This window comes from Mycobacterium sp. (assembly GCF_046330795.1).
Classification (GTDB): Bacteria; Actinomycetota; Actinomycetes; order Mycobacteriales; family Mycobacteriaceae; genus Mycobacterium.
This window is the reverse complement of sequence record NZ_JAXLSA010000004.1, coordinates 113167-130163: the sequence shown is the minus strand read 5'-3', so window position 1 is coordinate 130163 and position 16997 is coordinate 113167. Positions and strand designations below refer to the sequence as shown.

14 protein-coding genes are annotated in these 16997 nt (G+C 67.5%); 7 read left to right on the top strand and 7 right to left on the bottom strand.

Annotated elements, in window-relative coordinates; translation table 11 throughout:
- Positions 1–5: 5 nt before the first annotated feature.
- Genes U0R18_RS15180 through U0R18_RS15170 form a run of 3 tightly spaced genes read right to left on the bottom strand, consistent with a single transcriptional unit; the run spans position 6 to position 3311 of the window.
- Positions 6–1184, bottom strand: coding sequence for a thiolase family protein (locus U0R18_RS15180; protein WP_526369799.1), 1179 nt, complete (start codon positions 1182–1184; stop codon positions 6–8).
- Positions 1185–1220: 36 nt separating this feature from the next.
- On the bottom strand, positions 1221–2288 hold the full coding sequence (locus U0R18_RS15175; protein WP_526369797.1) for a beta-ketoacyl-[acyl-carrier-protein] synthase family protein: 1068 nt from the start codon (positions 2286–2288) through the stop codon (positions 1221–1223).
- A 24-nt stretch (positions 2289–2312) separates the two neighbouring features.
- The gene (locus U0R18_RS15170) at positions 2313–3311 is read right to left on the bottom strand and encodes a Zn-ribbon domain-containing OB-fold protein (protein ID WP_526369795.1); all 999 of its coding nucleotides are present in this window, start codon (positions 3309–3311) and stop codon (positions 2313–2315) included.
- 67 nt (positions 3312–3378) lie between these two features.
- On the opposite strand from U0R18_RS15170, the gene U0R18_RS15165 reads away from it, so the two are divergent.
- The 3 genes from U0R18_RS15165 to U0R18_RS15155 are packed head-to-tail and all read left to right on the top strand — an operon-like array spanning position 3379 to position 6423.
- Positions 3379–4419: an LLM class F420-dependent oxidoreductase gene (locus tag U0R18_RS15165; RefSeq protein WP_526369793.1), complete on the top strand. Its 1041-nt coding sequence runs from the start codon at positions 3379–3381 to the stop codon at positions 4417–4419.
- Between the two features lie 43 nt (positions 4420–4462).
- Entirely contained in the window at positions 4463–5197 is a 735-nt protein-coding gene (locus tag U0R18_RS15160; protein ID WP_526369791.1) for an acetoacetate decarboxylase family protein, read from the top strand.
- Complete coding sequence (locus tag U0R18_RS15155) at positions 5194–6423, top strand: cytochrome P450 (protein WP_526369789.1); 1230 nt, start codon at positions 5194–5196, stop codon at positions 6421–6423. The genes U0R18_RS15160 and U0R18_RS15155 overlap by 4 nt, the downstream gene beginning before the upstream one ends.
- A gap of 38 nt (positions 6424–6461) precedes the next feature.
- Here the strand turns inward: U0R18_RS15155 and U0R18_RS15150 are convergent, their stop codons facing one another.
- Entirely contained in the window at positions 6462–7304 is an 843-nt protein-coding gene (locus U0R18_RS15150; protein ID WP_526369787.1) for an endonuclease domain-containing protein, read from the bottom strand.
- Positions 7305–7503: 199 nt separating this feature from the next.
- On the opposite strand from U0R18_RS15150, the gene fadD19 reads away from it, so the two are divergent.
- Together fadD19 and U0R18_RS15140 are read left to right on the top strand one after the other, a co-directional pair.
- Positions 7504–9159: a medium/long-chain-fatty-acid--CoA/3-oxocholest-4-en-26-oate--CoA ligase gene (fadD19, locus tag U0R18_RS15145; RefSeq protein WP_526369785.1), complete on the top strand. Its 1656-nt coding sequence runs from the start codon at positions 7504–7506 to the stop codon at positions 9157–9159.
- Positions 9156–10274 carry an NAD(P)H-dependent flavin oxidoreductase gene (locus tag U0R18_RS15140; protein ID WP_526369783.1) on the top strand — a complete coding sequence of 373 codons (1119 nt, stop codon included), beginning with the start codon at positions 9156–9158 and terminating at the stop codon, positions 10272–10274. The genes fadD19 and U0R18_RS15140 overlap by 4 nt, the downstream gene beginning before the upstream one ends.
- 25 nt (positions 10275–10299) lie before the next feature.
- Here the strand turns inward: U0R18_RS15140 and U0R18_RS15135 are convergent, their stop codons facing one another.
- Positions 10300–12069: a sulfatase family protein gene (locus U0R18_RS15135; RefSeq protein ID WP_526369781.1), complete on the bottom strand. Its 1770-nt coding sequence runs from the start codon at positions 12067–12069 to the stop codon at positions 10300–10302.
- Positions 12066–12695: a TetR/AcrR family transcriptional regulator gene (locus U0R18_RS15130; protein WP_526369779.1), complete on the bottom strand. Its 630-nt coding sequence runs from the start codon at positions 12693–12695 to the stop codon at positions 12066–12068. Before U0R18_RS15130 ends, U0R18_RS15135 begins: the two co-directional genes overlap by 4 nt.
- Before the next feature lie 141 nt (positions 12696–12836).
- On the opposite strand from U0R18_RS15130, the gene U0R18_RS15125 reads away from it, so the two are divergent.
- Both U0R18_RS15125 and sthA read left to right on the top strand, forming a co-directional pair.
- Complete coding sequence (locus tag U0R18_RS15125) at positions 12837–14393, top strand: acetolactate synthase large subunit (protein WP_526369777.1); 1557 nt, start codon at positions 12837–12839, stop codon at positions 14391–14393.
- A gap of 63 nt (positions 14394–14456) precedes the next feature.
- Positions 14457–15872, top strand: coding sequence for a Si-specific NAD(P)(+) transhydrogenase (gene sthA / locus U0R18_RS15120; RefSeq protein WP_526370401.1), 1416 nt, complete (start codon positions 14457–14459; stop codon positions 15870–15872).
- Here the strand turns inward: sthA and U0R18_RS15115 are convergent.
- Positions 15869–16993, bottom strand: a complete 1125-nt coding sequence (locus tag U0R18_RS15115; RefSeq protein ID WP_526369775.1) for a 3-ketosteroid-9-alpha-hydroxylase subunit A — start codon at positions 16991–16993, stop codon at positions 15869–15871. The two genes, sthA and U0R18_RS15115, sit on opposite strands and share 4 nt — an antisense overlap.
- Positions 16994–16997: the final 4 nt, after the last annotated feature.

Sequence of the window (16997 nt, the reverse complement as noted above, 5' to 3'; positions counted from 1 at the left end):
GCGGGTCATTTGGCCGCCGGCTTGTCGCTCGAGACCACCCACATGGAGTAGTACTGCGCGCCACCGCCGTAGGCGTGTCCGAGCGCCTTGCGAGCGCCCTCCACCTGATGTTCGCCGGCCTTGCCCATCACCTGGATCGCGGACTCGGCGAACCGGATCATGCCCGATGCGCCAATGGGATTCGAGCTCAGCACGCCGCCGGAGGGGTTGAACGGGATCTTGCCGCCGATCGCGGTCTCCCCGGCCTCGGTCAGCTTCCAGCCGCCGCCCTCGGGTGCGAAACCGAGGCTCTCCAGCCACATGGGCTCGTACCAGGAGAACGGCACGTACACCTCGGCGACGTCGATCTCGTCGATCGGGCTGGTGATTCCGGCGGCCTTCCACAGCGCCGCGGCCGCGTCCCGGCTGGCCTGCGGGTTGACCTGATCGCGTCCGGCGTAGGCCAACGGCTCGGTTCGCAGCGCGGTCGCGTGGATCCAGGCGACCGGATGTCCTTCGGCGACACGGGCATCCGCGGCGGCCTCGTCACCGATCACCAGGGCCGCTGCGCCGTCCGACGATGGGCAGGTCTCGTCGTAGCGGATCGGATCCCACAGCATCGGCGACTCCATCACCTTCTCGACGGTGATGTCGGGCTGATGCAGGTGTGCCAGCGGGTTCTTCGCACCGTTGAGGCGATCCTTGACCGCGACGATCGCGCCGATGTTGTTGGGCGCGCCCGACCGGCGGATGTAGGCACGCACGTGCGGGGCGAAGTATCCGCCCGCGCCGGCACCGACTGGTTTGGTGAACGGCACCGGAATGCTCAACGCCCACATGGCATTCGACTCCGACTGCTTCTCCCAGGCCATGGTCAGCACGCGGCGGTACTTGCCGGACTGCACCAGGCTGGCCGCGACGATCGCGGTGGACCCGCCGACCGACCCGGCGGTGTGCACCCGGATCAGCGGCTTGCCCGTCGCACCGGTGGCGTCGGCCATGAACAACTCGGGCATCATCACGCCCTCGAAGAAGTCCGGTGCCTTGCCCACCACGACCGCGTCGATATCGGCCATGGTGCAACCGGAATCGGCCAGCGCCCTGTCGATGGCTTCGCGCACCAGGCCGTTCATCGACACGTCGTGACGCTTGGCGACGTACTTGGTCTGCCCGGTGCCCAGCACCGCTGCCAGCTGCTTAGCCATCTGCGCCACTCCTCCTCATCGCTTCGCTCTGCATCGTCATCGGCGCGCGTCCCGTCCTTCCAGAACCGCAACCAGGTTCTGCTGCAACGCCGGCCCGCTGGTGGCATGCGCCAGCGTCCGCTGCGCGGAACCGTCGAAGATGTGTTGGGCGGCAAAGCCGATCCGTTCCAGCCCGGCCGAGAACATCGGATTGGCGGCCAGCGCGCCGCCCGACGGGTTGATCCTGGTCGACGAACCCAGTCCGATCGCCTCGGTCAGGATCAGCTGCTGATGGGTGAAAGGTGCGTGCAGTTCGGCGATCTCGATGGACCCGGCGTCCCCGCCAGTGGCCGCCGCGGCCGACGCCGCAGTCGAGGGCGAGGTGGTCAGGTCCCGCGCCCCCAGGATCGGCGTCTCGATGCGGTGTTCGATTCCGGTGATCCAGGCCGGCCGTTCCCGCAGCTCGCGGGCGCGGTCGCCGGAAGCCAGCACGATCGCCGCCGCCCCGTCGCTGATGGGGGCAATATCGTGGCGGCGCAATGGATCTGCGAAGAAGGGCCGCGACAGCAGGTCCTCTACGCTATCGGCGGGCTCCACCCGGTCGGTGCGCTGCGCCACGGCGAACGAGTCCAGCGCCACCTGCGCCATCTGCTCGGCGGTCCAGGTACCGGCGTCCAGGCCCGCGCGGGCCTGCAGCCCGGCCATCGACACCGAGTCCGGCCACAGCGGCGCCACGGTATAGGGGTCGGTCTGCAACGCCAGGACACGGCGCAGGATGCCGGCACTGGATTTGCCGAATCCGTAGACCAGGGCGGTCTCGATCTCGCCGGTCAGCAGCTTGATGTAGGCCTCGTACAGCGCCCAGGCGGCGTCCATCTCGACGTGTGACTCGTTGATGGGCGGCACCGCGCCGATCGAGTCGATTGCCGAGATGAACGAGAACGCCCGGCCGGCAAGGTAATCGGAGGATCCCGAGCACCAGAAACCGATGTCGGTCTGCTTCAGTCCGAGCTCGGCGTAGATCGAGGCGAAGCATGGCATCAGCATTTCGACGCCGTTGGTGGTGCCCTCCGTGCGGCGCACGTGGGGCGCGTGGGCGAAGCCGACCACAGCTACATCAGTCATCAGGAGGTGTCCTCTTCCGCGGATCTAGAGGTGGTGCTTGTAGGTGTCGTACTCGGCGTCCGGTTCGCCGGTGGGCCGGAAGTAGTCGATGTTGTCGATCCCCAGGCCCCACTCCTCGCGGGGCTTCCACACTGCCTGCACCCGCATGCCCATCCGGACATCGGCCGCGTCGATCTCGGTGACCAGATGCAGGAACGGGATGTCTGCGCCGTCCAGGAGGATGTAGGCCGCGACATACGGCGGTTTGATGCGCTGCCCGGGGAACGGGATGTTGATGATCGCGAACGTCGTGACGGTGCCGGTGTCGCCGAGTTCGACGAACTGGTCCAGTTCCCGCCCGGTCGCCGGGTCGGCCTCCTTGGGCGGGAAGTAGACCTTGCCGTGGTCGCCGGTGCGCGCGGCCAGCAGCTTGCCCTGCTCGAGCGCGCGCAGGAACCGGCTCTCCGGCGCCGATGCCGTGTGCTGGATCTCGATGGACGACGGCACCACCAGCATCGTGACCGGATCCAGCCCTTCGGCGGGGGCGGGGACCTCCTCGGCCCGGTCGCCCGGCAAGAAGTAGGCGATGTCGGTGATCGCGCCGACGGTCTCGTCGGCCCAGTGCACGTGCACCCGGTCGCCCGTCCTGATCCCAGCGGACCCCGCGGCTCCAACATCTACGGCGTGCAGGATCGCGGTGTCCGCGCCGTCGAGCTTGATCAGTGCCCACGCGAACGGACGATCCAGCGGCTGGCCCTCCAGCGGCTCGGGCTGCCACGTCCAGGACTGCACCGTGCCGACGCTGGCGACGTCGACCACCTCGGTCAGTGCCTCGTAGGTCACGGGGTCATACTCAGCGGGCGGAACGAACACCCGGCCGTCGGATCCGCGGGTGCCCACCACGCGCCGGTCACGCAGCGCGGTGAAGAACTGGCCGAGGACCGGACCAACTGAACGGGTGTAGTCGAATGCGAGTTTCAGCGGGGCGGAAAGCGGCGGCTCATGCTGATCGATCAGGGCCGGGGTGCTCTGACTGGCGTTCACGGCATCGAGTAGAACAGGTTCTAACAATGGTCGCAAGGACCCGTCATCGACAGGGAAAGGCAATCTGATGAAACTGGGCCTTCAGCTCGGATACTGGGGTGCGCAGCCGCCCACCAACCATGCCGAACTCGTCGCCGCGGCCGAAGCGGCCGGGTTCGACACGGTGTTCACGGCCGAGGCCTGGGGTTCGGACGCCTTCACGCCATTGGCCTGGTGGGGCCGCGAGACGACGCGGATGCGGCTGGGCACATCGGTGGTGCAGTTGTCGGCCCGCACACCGACGGCCTGCGCGATGGCGTCGCTGACACTGGATCACCTCTCCGGTGGCCGGCATATCCTCGGTCTCGGTGTGTCGGGTCCGCAGGTCGTCGAGGGTTGGTACGGCGCGAAGTTCCCCAAGCCGCTGGCCCGCACCCGGGAGTACATCGACGTCGTCCGGCAGGTCTGGGCGCGGCAGGCGCCGGTGACCAGCGCCGGGCCGCATTACCCGCTGCCGCTCACGGGCGAGGGCACGACGGGCCTGGGCAAGCCGCTCAAGCCGATCACCCACCCGCTGCGTGCCGACATCCCGATCATGCTGGGCGCCGAGGGCCCCAAGAACGTCGCGCTGACCGCCGAGATCGCCGACGGCTGGCTGCCGATCTTCTACTCGCCGCGGATCGCCCCGATGTACAACGAGTGGCTCGACGAGGGCTTCGCCCGGCCGGGCGCGCGGCGGTCCCGGGAGGACTTCGAGATCTGCGCGACGGCGCAGGTGGTGGTGACCGACGACCGGCCGGCCATCATGGAGCTGATGAAACCGCACCTGGCGCTGTACATGGGCGGGATGGGTTCGGAGGACACGAATTTCCACGCCGAGGTGTACCGGCGGATGGGCTACTCCGAGGTGGTCGACGACGTCACTCGGCTCTTCCGGACGGACCGCAAAGAGGAAGCGGCCAAGGTGATTCCCGATGAGCTGGTCGACGATTCGGCGATCGTCGGCAACCTGGACTACGTGCGTGAGCAGATCGTGGCCTGGGAGGCCTCGGGTGTGACGATGATGGTGGTCGGTGCGCGTTCGGTCGAGCAGATCGATGATCTTGCTGCGCTGGCCGACAGTCGGTAGACACTTCTTGCAGTCTGTTCACTTCGGACTCTAGATTGGCGTGATGGCCGCCACAGGGGAGCTGTCCCAACACACCATCGCCGGCACGGTGCTGACGATGCCGGTGCGGGTGCGCAAGGCGCAGCAACACATGGCGATGTTCGCTGTCGACGCCGATGCGGCCCAGCAGATGATCGACTACAGCGGTCTGCGGGTTTTTCGGCTGCGGCCCAACCGTGCGGTGGTGGTGCTGATGCTGATGCACTATCTCGACAGCGATCTCGGCCAGTACTACGAGTACGGCACCAACGTCATGGTCAACCCGCCGGGCGAGAATCACGTCGGACCCCGGGCCATGCAGTCGGCGGGCGCCTTCATCCACCACCTGCCCGTCGACCAGGAATTCACGCTGGAGGCCGGCCGTACCATCTGGGGTTACCCGAAGGTGTTGGCGGACTTCACCATTCGCGACGGCTGCCAGTTCGGGTTCGACGTCAGCCACGAGGGCCGGTTGATCGCGGGGATGGAGTTCCGTCCCGGTCTGCCGATCCCGGGCCGGTTCACGTCGGCGCAGCAGGAATACCGGACGTATTCGCACACCGGCGGCATCACCCGCGAGACCATCGGCGAGTCGCGGCTCACCGGGGTGCGCTATCGCCCCGGCGGCGCGCGGATCTGGCTCGGGGACCACCCCTACGCCCGTGAGCTGGCCGCCCTCGGGCTGCCCAAACGTCCCTTCATGTCCGGCTCGGCCGACAACGTCGAGATGACCTTCGCTGACGCACAGGAGATCGCATGACCCAGACACTGGCCGCCACCAAACCCGACGTCGACCTGACGGACGGCAACTTCTACTCCGACGGCAATGCGCGCGCGGCCTACAAGTGGATGCGCGCCAACCAGCCGGTGTTCCGGGATCGCAACGGCCAGGCCGCGGCCACCACCTACCAGGCGGTGCTGGACGCCGAGCGCAACCCGGAGGTGTTCTCCAACACCGGCGGCATCCGGCCGGATCAGCCGGGCATGCCCTACATGATCGACATGGACGATCCGGCGCATCTGTTGCGCCGCAAGCTCGTCAACGCGGGGTTCACCCGTAAGCGCGTGATGGACAAGGTGCCCTCGATCGAGCGGCTCTGCGACACCCTGATCGACAACGTGATCGAGCGCGGTGAGTGCGACTTCGTCCGCGACATCGCCGCCCCGCTGCCGATGGCGGTCATCGGCGACATGCTCGGCGTGCTGCCCGAAGAGCGCGACATGCTGCTGAAGTGGTCCGACGACATGGTGTGCGGCCTGAGTTCCCACGTCGACGAGACGGTGATCCAGATGCTGATGGACACCTTCGCCGCCTACACCGGCTTCACCATGGGTGTCATCGCCGACCGGCGGGCCAACCCGCGCGACGACCTGTTCTCGATCCTGGTCAACTCCGAGGTCGAGGGCCAGCAGATGTCCGATGACGAGATCGTCATGGAGACCCTGCTGATCCTGATCGGCGGCGACGAGACCACCCGGCACACACTGTCCGGCGGGACCGAGCAGTTGCTGCGGCATCGCGACCAGTGGGGTGCGGTGGTGGCCGACCCGGAGCTGCTGACCGGCGCCATCGAGGAGATGCTGCGCTGGACCTCGCCGGTGAAGAACATGTGCCGCACCGCGGTCGTGGACACCGAGCTGCACGGCACCGAGCTGAAGGCCGGCGAGAAGGTCATGCTGATGTTCGAGTCCGCCAACTTCGACGAGACGGTGTTCGAGGATCCGGACAGCTTCCGCTTCGATCGGAATCCGAACAGCCACCTGGCTTTCGGTTTCGGCACCCATTTCTGCATGGGCAACCAGCTGGCCCGCCTCGAGCTGAAGATCATGCTGACCAAGCTGCTCGCCCGGATCCCGGATCTGCGGCTGGCCGACGAATCCCGGCTGCCGCTGCGCCCGGCGAACTTCGTCTCCGGGCTGGAGGCCATGCCGGTGGTGTTCACCCCGGGTGCCCGCGTCCTGGACCGAGAACGGCGCCGAGCGTGAAACCTCTGCGAAATCCGGCCGGATAATTCGCACACGTTTCACGTTCGGTGCGCGAATGCCGCCTCGACCCGGCCGAGGATGCTCGCGTCGCCGTCCTCGGCGGTCACCCGAATGACTTCCCAGCCCATCTCGCGCAGCAATTCGGTGCGCCGGATGTCCCGGGCCAGCTGCTGCCGATCGGTCCAATGGTGGTCGCCGTCGTATTCGACACCGATCTTCAGCTCGGGCCAACCCATATCGAGTCGCGCGACGATCTGCCCGTAGTCGTCGAGCACCCGGATCTGGGTTTGCGGACGCGGCAGTCCGGCCTTGATCAGTAGCAGTCGCAGCCACGTCTCGCGCGGCGATTCGGCGCCGCCGTCGACCAGGGCGAGCGCTCTGTGCGCGTTCCGGACACCACGACGGCCGCGGTGGCGGGCGAGCAGGATCTCAATCTCGCCGCGGTCCAGCCCAGTGGCCCGCAGCAGGGCGTCCATCTCGGCGACCGCTTGCCGCAGCGGGGTGCGACGGCACCCGATGTCCACCGCCGTCCGTGCCGCAGACGTGACCGGGATGCCGCTGATGGTCTGCACTTCGTCGTCCGCGATGGCGTCGCACCAGGTCCATATCCCCCGCGGCGGATGGCGGTTGTGGTGGATCAGTTCTGCGGGCCGGCCACCTTCGACCCACTTCGCACCGTGCAGCACCGCGGCGGAGCGGCCGGCGACGATGCCCCGACGCCGGGACCACAGCCAGGCCGCTTCGGCCCGGAGAGCCGCTGTCACCGGACTGTTGCGGGCAATGTGTACGCCCGGGTAGATCGCGGTATATCGGCTGCGCAGCGCATACGGTGTCAGCCGGCCGGCGGCGACGGCCTCGGCGCCGAGAAAAGGTGCAGTCATCTCTGGCCGACAGTGTGACGATTCGCGGGGCCGAGGGCACTTCACCGAGCGAGCGTGAAACCTGTGCGAGAAATCGGGCGGGAATTCGCAGCCGTTTCACGTTCGGCACTGAGCACCGTTAGCTCGGTAGGCGATGGACCCGAACTGGGCGTTCAGCTTCGCACTTGAACTGAAATGGAACACGTTCTAGTTTGTTTCCGTGGCTCTGAACATCGCCGATCTCGCCGAACACACCATCGACGCCGTGCCGGACCGTGTCGCCCTGATCTGCGGCGGCGAAACGCTGACCTACGGCCAACTCGAGGAGAAGGCCAACCGGCTCGCGCACTACCTCATCGACCATGGCGTCAAGAAGGACGACAAGGTCGGTCTGTACTGCCGCAACCGCATCGAGATCGTGATCGGGATGCTCGGCATCGTCAAGGCCGGCGCCATCCTGGTCAACGTCAATTTCCGGTATGTCGAGGGCGAGCTGAAGTACCTGTTCGAGAACTCCGACATGGTGGCGCTGATCCATGAGCGGCAGTACTCCGACCGGGTCGCCAACGTGCTGCCCGAAACCCCGGAGGTCAAGACCGTCCTGGTGGTCGAGGACGGATCCGACAAGGACTTCAGCAGTTACGGCGGCGTCGAGTTCGAGGCCGCACTCGCAGAGGGTTCACCCGTGCGCGACTTCGGTCCGCGCAGCCAGGACGACATCTACCTCCTCTACACCGGCGGGACCACCGGCTTCCCCAAGGGCGTGATGTGGCGTCATGAGGACATCTACCGGGTGCTGTTCGGTGGCACCGATTTCGCCACCGGCGAGCCCATCGAGAGTGAGCACACGCACGCCGAGCGGGCGATCGCGAACACCAGCCCGATGGTGCGCCTGCCGATCCCACCGATGATCCACGGCGCCACCCAGTCGGCCACCTGGATGGCGTTGTTCGCGGGCGAAACCGTGGTGCTGACACCGGAATTCGACGCCGATCAGGTTTGGCGGCTGATCCATGACCACAAGGTCAACCTGCTGTTCTTCACCGGTGACGCGATGGCCCGGCCGCTGCTGGACGCGCTGCTGGCCCACCAGGACGCCGGGAACACCTACGACCTGGGCTCGCTGTTCCTGCTCGCCAGCACCGCGGCGCTGTTCTCCACCAGTCTCAAGGAGAAGTTCCTCGAGCTGCTGCCCGACCGGATCATCACCGACTCCATCGGCTCCTCCGAAACCGGTTTCGGCGGAACGAGTGTGGTCGCCAAGGGCCAGTCGCACACCGGCGGCCCGCGGGTATCGATCGACAAGAACACCGTGGTCCTCGACGACGACGGCAACGAGGTGGTACCCGGTTCCGGGGTGCGGGGCATCATCGCCAAGCGTGGCCACATCCCGGTCGGCTACTACAAGGACGAGAAGAAGACGGCCGAGACCTTCCAGACCATCAAGGGCGTGCGTTACGCGATCCCCGGCGACTACGCCGAGGTCGAGGCCGACGGCAGCGTGACGATGCTGGGCCGCGGCTCGGTGTCGATCAACTCCGGCGGCGAGAAGATCTACCCCGAAGAGGTCGAGGCCGCGCTCAAGGGACATCCCGACGTGTTCGACGCGCTGGTGGTCGGCGTGCCCGACGAGCGGTTCGGCCAGCACGTCGCCGCCGTGGTGCAGGCGCGTGAGGGTACCAAACCGACACTGGCCGAACTGGATTCGTTCGTGCGCACCGAGATCGCCGGCTACAAGGTGCCGCGCAGCCTCTGGTTGGTCGACGAGGTGAAGCGCTCGCCGGCGGGCAAACCCGACTACCGGTGGGCCAAGGAACAGACCGAGATCCGCCCGGCCGACGAGGTGCACGCCAAGCACGCGGGAGCCAAGGCGTGAGGACCGAGATCTGCGAGCGGTTCGGCATCGACTACCCGATCTTTGTCTTCACCCCGTCGGAGAAGGTGGCCGCGGCCGTCACGCGGGCCGGCGGACTCGGCGTGCTGGGCTGCGTGCGGTTCAACGACGCCGACGACCTCGAGAACGTGCTGCAGTGGATGGACGCCAACACCGACGGCAAGCCGTACGGCGTGGACGTCGTGATGCCGGCGAAGGTGCCCACCGAGGGCAGCGCCGTCGACATCAACAAGCTGATCCCGCAGACCCACCGCGACTTCGTCGCCAAGACGCTGGCCGACCTCGGCGTGCCGCCGCTGCCCGCGGACGAGGACCGCAACGAGGGCGTGCTGGGCTGGCTGCACTCGGTCGCCCGCTCGCATGTGGATGTCGCACTGCGGCACCCGATCAAGCTGATCGCCAATGCGCTCGGCTCACCGCCGAAGGACGTCATCGACCAGGTGCACGCGGCCGGTGTTCCGGTGGCGGCGCTGGCGGGCAGCGCCAAGCACGCGCAGCGACACATCGAGAACGGTGTGGACATCATCGTCGCGCAGGGCCACGAGGCCGGGGGGCATACCGGTGAGATCGGCTCGATGGTGCTGTGGCCCGAGATCGTCGATGCCGCAGGGGACACCCCGGTGCTGGCGGCGGGCGGAATCGGCACCGGCCGGCAGGTGGCCGCCGCACTGGCCCTTGGCGCACAAGGGGTTTGGATGGGGTCGGCGTTCCTGACCGCCGCCGAGTACGACCTGGGCGTGCGTAGCGAGGGCGGCACGTCGGTCATGCAGGATGCGCTGCTGGCCGCCACGTCGGCCGACACTGTGCGCCGCCGGATCTACACCGGCAAGCCCGCACGGCTGCTCAAGAGCCGCTGGACCGAGGCCTGGGACGCCGAGGGCGCACCCGAACCCCTACCGATGCCGCTACAGAACATCCTGGTCAGCGAGGCGCATCAGCGGATGAGCGAATCGCACGATCCGTCGGCGATCGCGATGCCCGTCGGCCAGATCGTCGGCAGGATGAACGAGATCCGCCCCGTGGCCGACATCATCGCCGAACTGGTCGCCGGCTTCGAGGCTGCCACCGAACGGCTGGACGGCATCCGGGAGAGCTGAACCGCGCTGCGCCGCGGACCCGAAGTCAGAGGTCCATCCGGTCGATCTGCCAGTCGATGTCGCCGAACTTCGGCATCTCCCGGCCGTCGTCGACACCGATCTCCGCCTTGATCCGGGCCTCCATCTCCGAGCTCCGGCCGAGCACCAGTTCGGCGTTATCCCCTTTGTTCGCAGCCAGATTCGTCATCTCGTTGGGGTCGGATCGCAGGTCGTAGAGCTCAACATCGTTGAACCGGTAGAGCTCGTCGAGGTCGGTCGGTGCGTTGCGTTGATCCGGGGCGAAGTACCGGGAGAACTTGTACCGGCCGTCGAACATCGTGCGCAGACTTCCACGCTTGTCCAGATCCGGCCGAAAGCCGCTGGCCTGCATCAGCTGTTGCGGGTTCTTGCCCGCGGCCTTGGCCTCGGCGAACATCTTCACCGCGGCACTGTCGTTGGTGGCCAACCCGCTGTAGGTGAACAGCACGCTGTCGCGCACCGCGTGCAGGTCCGCCTTTCCCGGGTCGGAGAGTGCGCCGCTGAAGTCCTTGCCGGGCAAGGCCCGTCCCGCATACTCGGCGGCCGTGGTCGGCGCGACACCGGCCATCGACAGCAGGCTCGGCACCAGGTCGATGTGGCTGGTCAGTGCGTTCAGGTGCTGTCCGCCCCGCACGTCCGGATGCATCACGTACATCGGCAGGTGGATCGACTCCTGGTAGGCGAACGGGCCCTTGCCGCGCAGGCCGTGTGCGCCGGCCATCTCACCGTGATCCGAGGTGAACACCACAATGGTGTTGTCGGTCAAGGCAAGATTGTCCAACTCGGTGAGCAGCATCGTGAGCTGCTGGTCGACGGTGCGGATGCTGTTGAGGTAGAAATCGGTGAATCGTTGCCACCGCGCTGGTTCGGGCGGAATGTTGCCCAATACGTAACCCCAGGCCTTGTCGAACTCGCCGTGCGCGGCGGGCCGTCCGGGTTCGGTCATCGGCTGGGCGAGGTTCGCCGGCAGGGAAGTGTTCCACTTCTGTTGGTAGACGGCCTGTTCCGGGGCTCGCGCGGCCTGCATCAGCAGCTTGCCGGTGTCCTGGACGTGCTCGCCGGGTTCGTCGGTGTTGAAGTACATGATGTCGTGCGGGTTGATCAGGCTGACGAACAACGCCCATGGTTTGCGCTCGTCGGCCATCGGCCTGCCGGTGTCGCGCAGCCAGGACTGCGCGGTGCCGCCGATCACCGCGTCAGTGGTATAGCCGCCCAGGTCGTGCGCCAGTGAGTCCACCGGGAAGCCGAAATCGGAGAAGCCGTAGGCGTCCATCCGCTCTGTCAGTACGTGCGTCACGGGCTCCCTGTTGAACTCCGCGTCCAGGTGCCACTTGCCCTTGTAGGCGGTGTAGTAGCCGGCTCTTCGAAGCAGGTGGCCGATGGTGGGCACCGAGGTGCTCATGGCCTTCACGTAGGGCATGTCGGCGTTCTCGAACATGCCGTTGTCGGGTGTCTGCAGCCCGGTCAACATCACCGCCCGCGAACTGGTGCACATGGTTGCCGCGCAGTAGTGCTGGCCGAAGCTCACGCCCGACGTCGCCAGCCGCTCATGGCCCGGCAGTGATATCCCGGCCGGCCAAGCGTCGAAATAGCGCTCCTGGTCGGTGAATACGAACACGATGTTGGGTCGCGATGACGCCGGCGGTGCCGGCGGCATGGTCAGCGACGGTCCCGCGGCCGGGTGCGACGCGTTCTTGCCCGGCCCGCAGGCCGCCAGGGCCGTCGTGGCCGCGGCACCTGCGCCGGCCATCGCAAGAAATCGGCGTCGTGAGGTCATGGATCGGTTCCTTCCGGGGAGAGTCGCATGGCGGCGTCGTAGAGCATCTGGGCATGCAGGCCGAACATGGCGGGCAGATCGATCGCATCACCCTCGATCTGCTGGGCGATGAACAGGCCATCGGCGCCGGCGAAGGCATGGCTGGTCAGCAGACGCACCGCCGACTCGTCGAGCTTCGGCGCGAAACCGCGGATGGTCGAGGCGATCTCGCGTGCGGCGCGTGCTCGCGTCTCGAGGTACATCGCCCGCGCCCGGGGCTCGACGGGCCGCCGTTCGAGCGACAGCATCAAACCAAGCCGGATGAATTCGGGGGAGTCGAGCATGGCCTTGGCGACATTGCTGGCCAAGGTGGCGAACCGGACCCGGTCGTCGTCCCCCGGCGGCATCTCCCAGGCGGTCAGCCATCGGTTGAAGCTGCGTTCGATCACCGCGGCGATCAGATCGTCCTTGTCCTTGAAATGCCAGTAGATCGAACTGGCCGGCAGCCCACACCGGCTGCTCACCAATGAGATCGACGTGCCCTCGTAGCCACGTTCGCCGGCGATCTCGGCGGCGGCATCGAGTATTCGGGTCCGCGACTGTTCACCGTTGGCCCGCCGGCGACGTGCGGTCGGCTGCTCCGGCATCGGCGTCGACTCCCTCGGTGACTCTCGGTGGCCCTCCGCGAGAACCTTATCGTAACGATCATTACAGGAAGAGCGTCATCGCCGCTACGGATTGGCGGAAGTCGTCACCGGCCGGTGGGGACGAGGTGACAAGGTGGGCATATGAACGGTGCCCACTCGCTGCTCTCGACATTGGTCGCCAACGGCGTCGACGTCTGCTTCGCCAACCCCGGCACCTCGGAGATGCACTTCGTCGCCGGGCTGGACAGCGTGCCGCAGATGCGCGGCGTGCTGACCCTGTTCGAAGGAGTAGCAACCGGCGCCGCCGATGGGTACGCCCGGATCGCCGACAAACCCGCCGCGGTGCTGCTGCATCTGGGTCCGGGTCTGGGCAACGGGCTGGCGAACCTGCACAACGCGCGTCGCGCCCACACCCCGATGGTGGTGGTGGTCGGCGACCACGCCACGTATCACAAGAAGTACGACGCCCCGCTGGAGTCCGATATCGACGCCCTGGCCGGGACGGTGTCGGGGTGGGTGCGTCGCAGCGCACGGCCGCAGGACGTCGGGGCCGACACCGCTGACGCCATCACCGCCGCGGGCACCGGGGTGATCTCGACGCTGATCCTGCCCGCCGATGTGTCGTGGTCCGACAGTGACCAGCAGCTGGTCGTGGCCGATCCGCCGCCACCGCCGGCCACCGACGGCGACGGGCTGCGTGCGGCGGCCAAGACCCTGCGATCGGGCGAGCCGACCGTGATCCTGATCGGCGGCGACGCCACCCGCGGCCCGGGACTGTCGGCGGCCGTGCGGATCGCCGAGGCCACCGGGGCGCGCGTGCTGTGCGAGACGTTCCCCGCCCGCCTCGAACGCGGCGCCGGGGTGCCCGCGGTGGAACGCCTGGCCTACTTCGCCGAGGGAGCCGCCGGTCAGCTGGCCGGCGCGCAGCATCTGATCCTGGCGGGCGCGACATCGCCGGTGTCGTTCTTCGCCTATCCGGGCAAGCCCAGCGACCTGGTGCCCGAGGGTTGCGCGGTGCACCCGGTCGCCGGATATCGCGGCGCCGCAATGGCTCTGGCGCAGCTGGCCGATGAATTGGCGCCGGGGACGCGCGCGCCGGTCGCCGCCCTGGCGCGTCCCGAGCAACCGTCCGGCCCGCTGAATGCGGTGTCGGCGGGTGCGGTGATCGCCGCGCTGCTGCCGGAGTCGGCCATCGTGGTCGACGAATCCAACACCGCCGGGGTCATGCTGTCGGCGGCCACCGCCGGTTGCCCCGCGCACGACGTGCTGACCCTGACCGGCGGTGCGATCGGCTACGGCCTGCCGGCCGCGGTCGGTGCGGCGCTGGCCGCCCCCGATCGACCGGTGCTGAGCCTGCAGGCCGACGGTTCGGCGATGTACACGCTCTCCGCCCTGTGGACCCAGGCCCGCGAGAACCTGGACGTGACGACCGTGATCTTCAACAACGGTGCCTACGACATCCTGCGGATCGAGTTGCAGCGGGTGGGCGCCGAGAATGCCGAATCACCCGGGCCGAAGGCGCTCGATCTGCTCGACCTGGGCCGTCCCACAATCGATTTCGTGAAGATCGCCGAGGGGATGGGGGTGCCGGCGCGGCGGGCAGTCACGGCCGAGGAGCTGGCCGCCGCGCTCGTCGACGCCTTCGCCGAGCCTGGACCGTATCTGATCGAGGCCGTGGTGCCGTCCCTGGTGGGATGAGCCCATCCGGCTTTCGGCGTGCGAGATGCCCCGCGGGGGCGTAGACCTCTACACGTGGACTCGATGCAGGAGTACGACCTGGTCGTGATCGGCTCAGGACCCGGGGGCCAACGGGCGGCCATCGCGGCCGCCAAACTGGGCAGATCGGTCGCCGTGATCGAGCGCGGCCGGATGCTCGGCGGCGTGTGCGTCAACACCGGCACCATCCCGTCGAAGACGCTGCGCGAGGCCGTCGTCTACCTGACCGGCATGAGCCAGCGCGAGCTGTACGGCGCCAGTTACCGGGTCAAGGACAAGATCACTCCCGCCGACCTGCTGGCCCGCACCCAGCACGTGATCGGCAAGGAGATCGAGGTGGTGCGCTCGCAGCTGATGCGCAACCGCGTCGAGATGTTCACCGGGCACGGCCGCTTCGTCGACGAGCACACCGTGGTGGTGGAGGACCCCAATCGGGCGGAGACGATCTCGGTGCGCGGCCGCCACATCGTGCTGGCCACCGGCACCGTGCCGGCCCGGCCCAACGGCGTGGCGTTCGACGACGACCGCGTGCTCGATTCCGACGGCATCCTCGAACTCAAATCGCTGCCGGCATCGATGGTGGTGGTGGGCGCCGGTGTGATCGGGATCGAGTACGCCTCGATGTTCGCCGCACTCGGCACCAAGGTGACCGTGGTGGAGAAGCGCGACACCATGCTGGAGTTCTGCGACCCCGAGATCATCGAGGCGTTGCGCTTCCACCTGCGCGACCTGGCGGTGACGTTCCGGTTCGGCGAGGAGGTCACCGCCGTCGACGTCGGTGCGTCCGGCACCGTCACCAGTCTGGTCAGCGGCAAGCGGATCCCGGCCGAGACCGTGATGTACTCGGCCGGGCGGCAGGGTCAGACCGAGGGACTGGGACTGGCCGCCGCCGGCCTGGTCGCCGACGACCGGGGCCGGATCGCCGTCGACGCGAACTTCGCCACCCCGGTCGAACACATCTACGCCGTCGGCGACCTCATCGGATTCCCGGCACTGGCGGCGACGTCGATGGAGCAGGGCCGGCTGGCCGCCTATCACGCGTTCGGCGAACCGACCAAGGGCATGATGGACCTCCAGCCGATCGGCATCTACTCGATCCCCGAGATCTCGTACGTCGGAGCGACGGAGAGCGAACTGACCCGCGACGCAGTGCCCTACGAGGTCGGCGTATCCCGCTACCGGGAGCTGGCCCGCGGCCAGATCGCCGGGGATTCCTACGGCATGCTCAAGCTACTGGTGTCGACCGACGACCTGCGTCTGCTCGGTGTGCACATCTTCGGTACCAACGCCACCGAGATGGTCCACATAGGGCAGGCCGTGATGGGGTGCGGCGGCACCGTCGAGTACCTGGTCGATGCGGTGTTCAACTATCCGACGTTCTCCGAGGCGTACAAAGTGGCCGCGCTGGACGTGATGAACAAGCTGCGCGCGCTGCACAATTTCGAGGTCGGAGGAATCTAACCCCGCGCCATGTTCTCGGCGACCTCCTGCCGCCAGAGTTCGTTGGCGTGCGAGGTGTCCACCTCCTGCTCGAACCGTTCGGTCATGTCCGGGCTCACGTCGGCGGCATCGACATAGAACTGCTGGTACCACCGCCGGTGTTGGTAGACCGGGCCGTCCTCCTCGGTCAGCAGCGGATTGTCGATGCGGGTCTTGTTCCGCCAGATCTCGACGTCCTCGAGGAATCCCTCGCCGAACGTCCGGTTCATTGCCGCGGCAAGCTTTTCCGCCTTGTCGGCCGGCAGTCCTGGCATCGACCGGACCGCCACACCCCACTGCAGCATGAACGAGTTGTGCGTCACCGGATAGTGGCAGTTGATCAGCGCCACCTCGACGGTGAAGCCCGGGCCGAGGTCGTTGTGCAACCAGTTGATCATGTAGGCGGGCCCGAAATATGTTGCCTCCGAACGCAAGTAAGTACCATCCCAGAGCTTGTCGGGATCGGCGGTGTAGTCGGGCCGGGGTTTGGACTCCATGAACTGGCTGGCGGTGTGGCCCTCGATGACGTTCTTGAAGTACGTCGGGTAGGCGTGGTGGATGTAGAAGAAATGTGCCATGTCGACGTTGTTGTCCACGATCTCACGGCAGTTGGAGCCCTCGATGAGGATCGAGCTCCACTGCCACGGCGACCAGACACCGTCGTCGAAGCCGTCGACGGTGGGCGGGGTGAGTTCCGGTGCCGGCGTGGAGCCTTCGGGGTCGTGCCACACCAGCAGCTGACCGTTGACCTGGGTGGTGTGCCAGGCACGGGTGCGGGCCAGCCGGGGGGTGCGTTTGGCGTAGGGCACCAGCTTGCACCTGCCGTCGCCGCCCCAGCGCCAGTCGTGGAACGGACAGGCGATCTCGTCGCCCTTGATGGTGCCCCGGGACAGATCGCCACCCATGTGCCGGCAGTAGCCGTCCAGCACCCGCAGTGCGCCGGACGAGTCGGTGAACACCACCAGCTTCGTGCCGAACGCCTCGATGCCGTGCGGCTGACCGTCGCGGAACTGCTCGGCCAGACCCAGGCAGTGCCAGCCGCGGGCGAACCGGGTGGTGGGGGTGCCGGTGTCGATCTCGCGGATGGTGCCGTCAGGACTCATCACT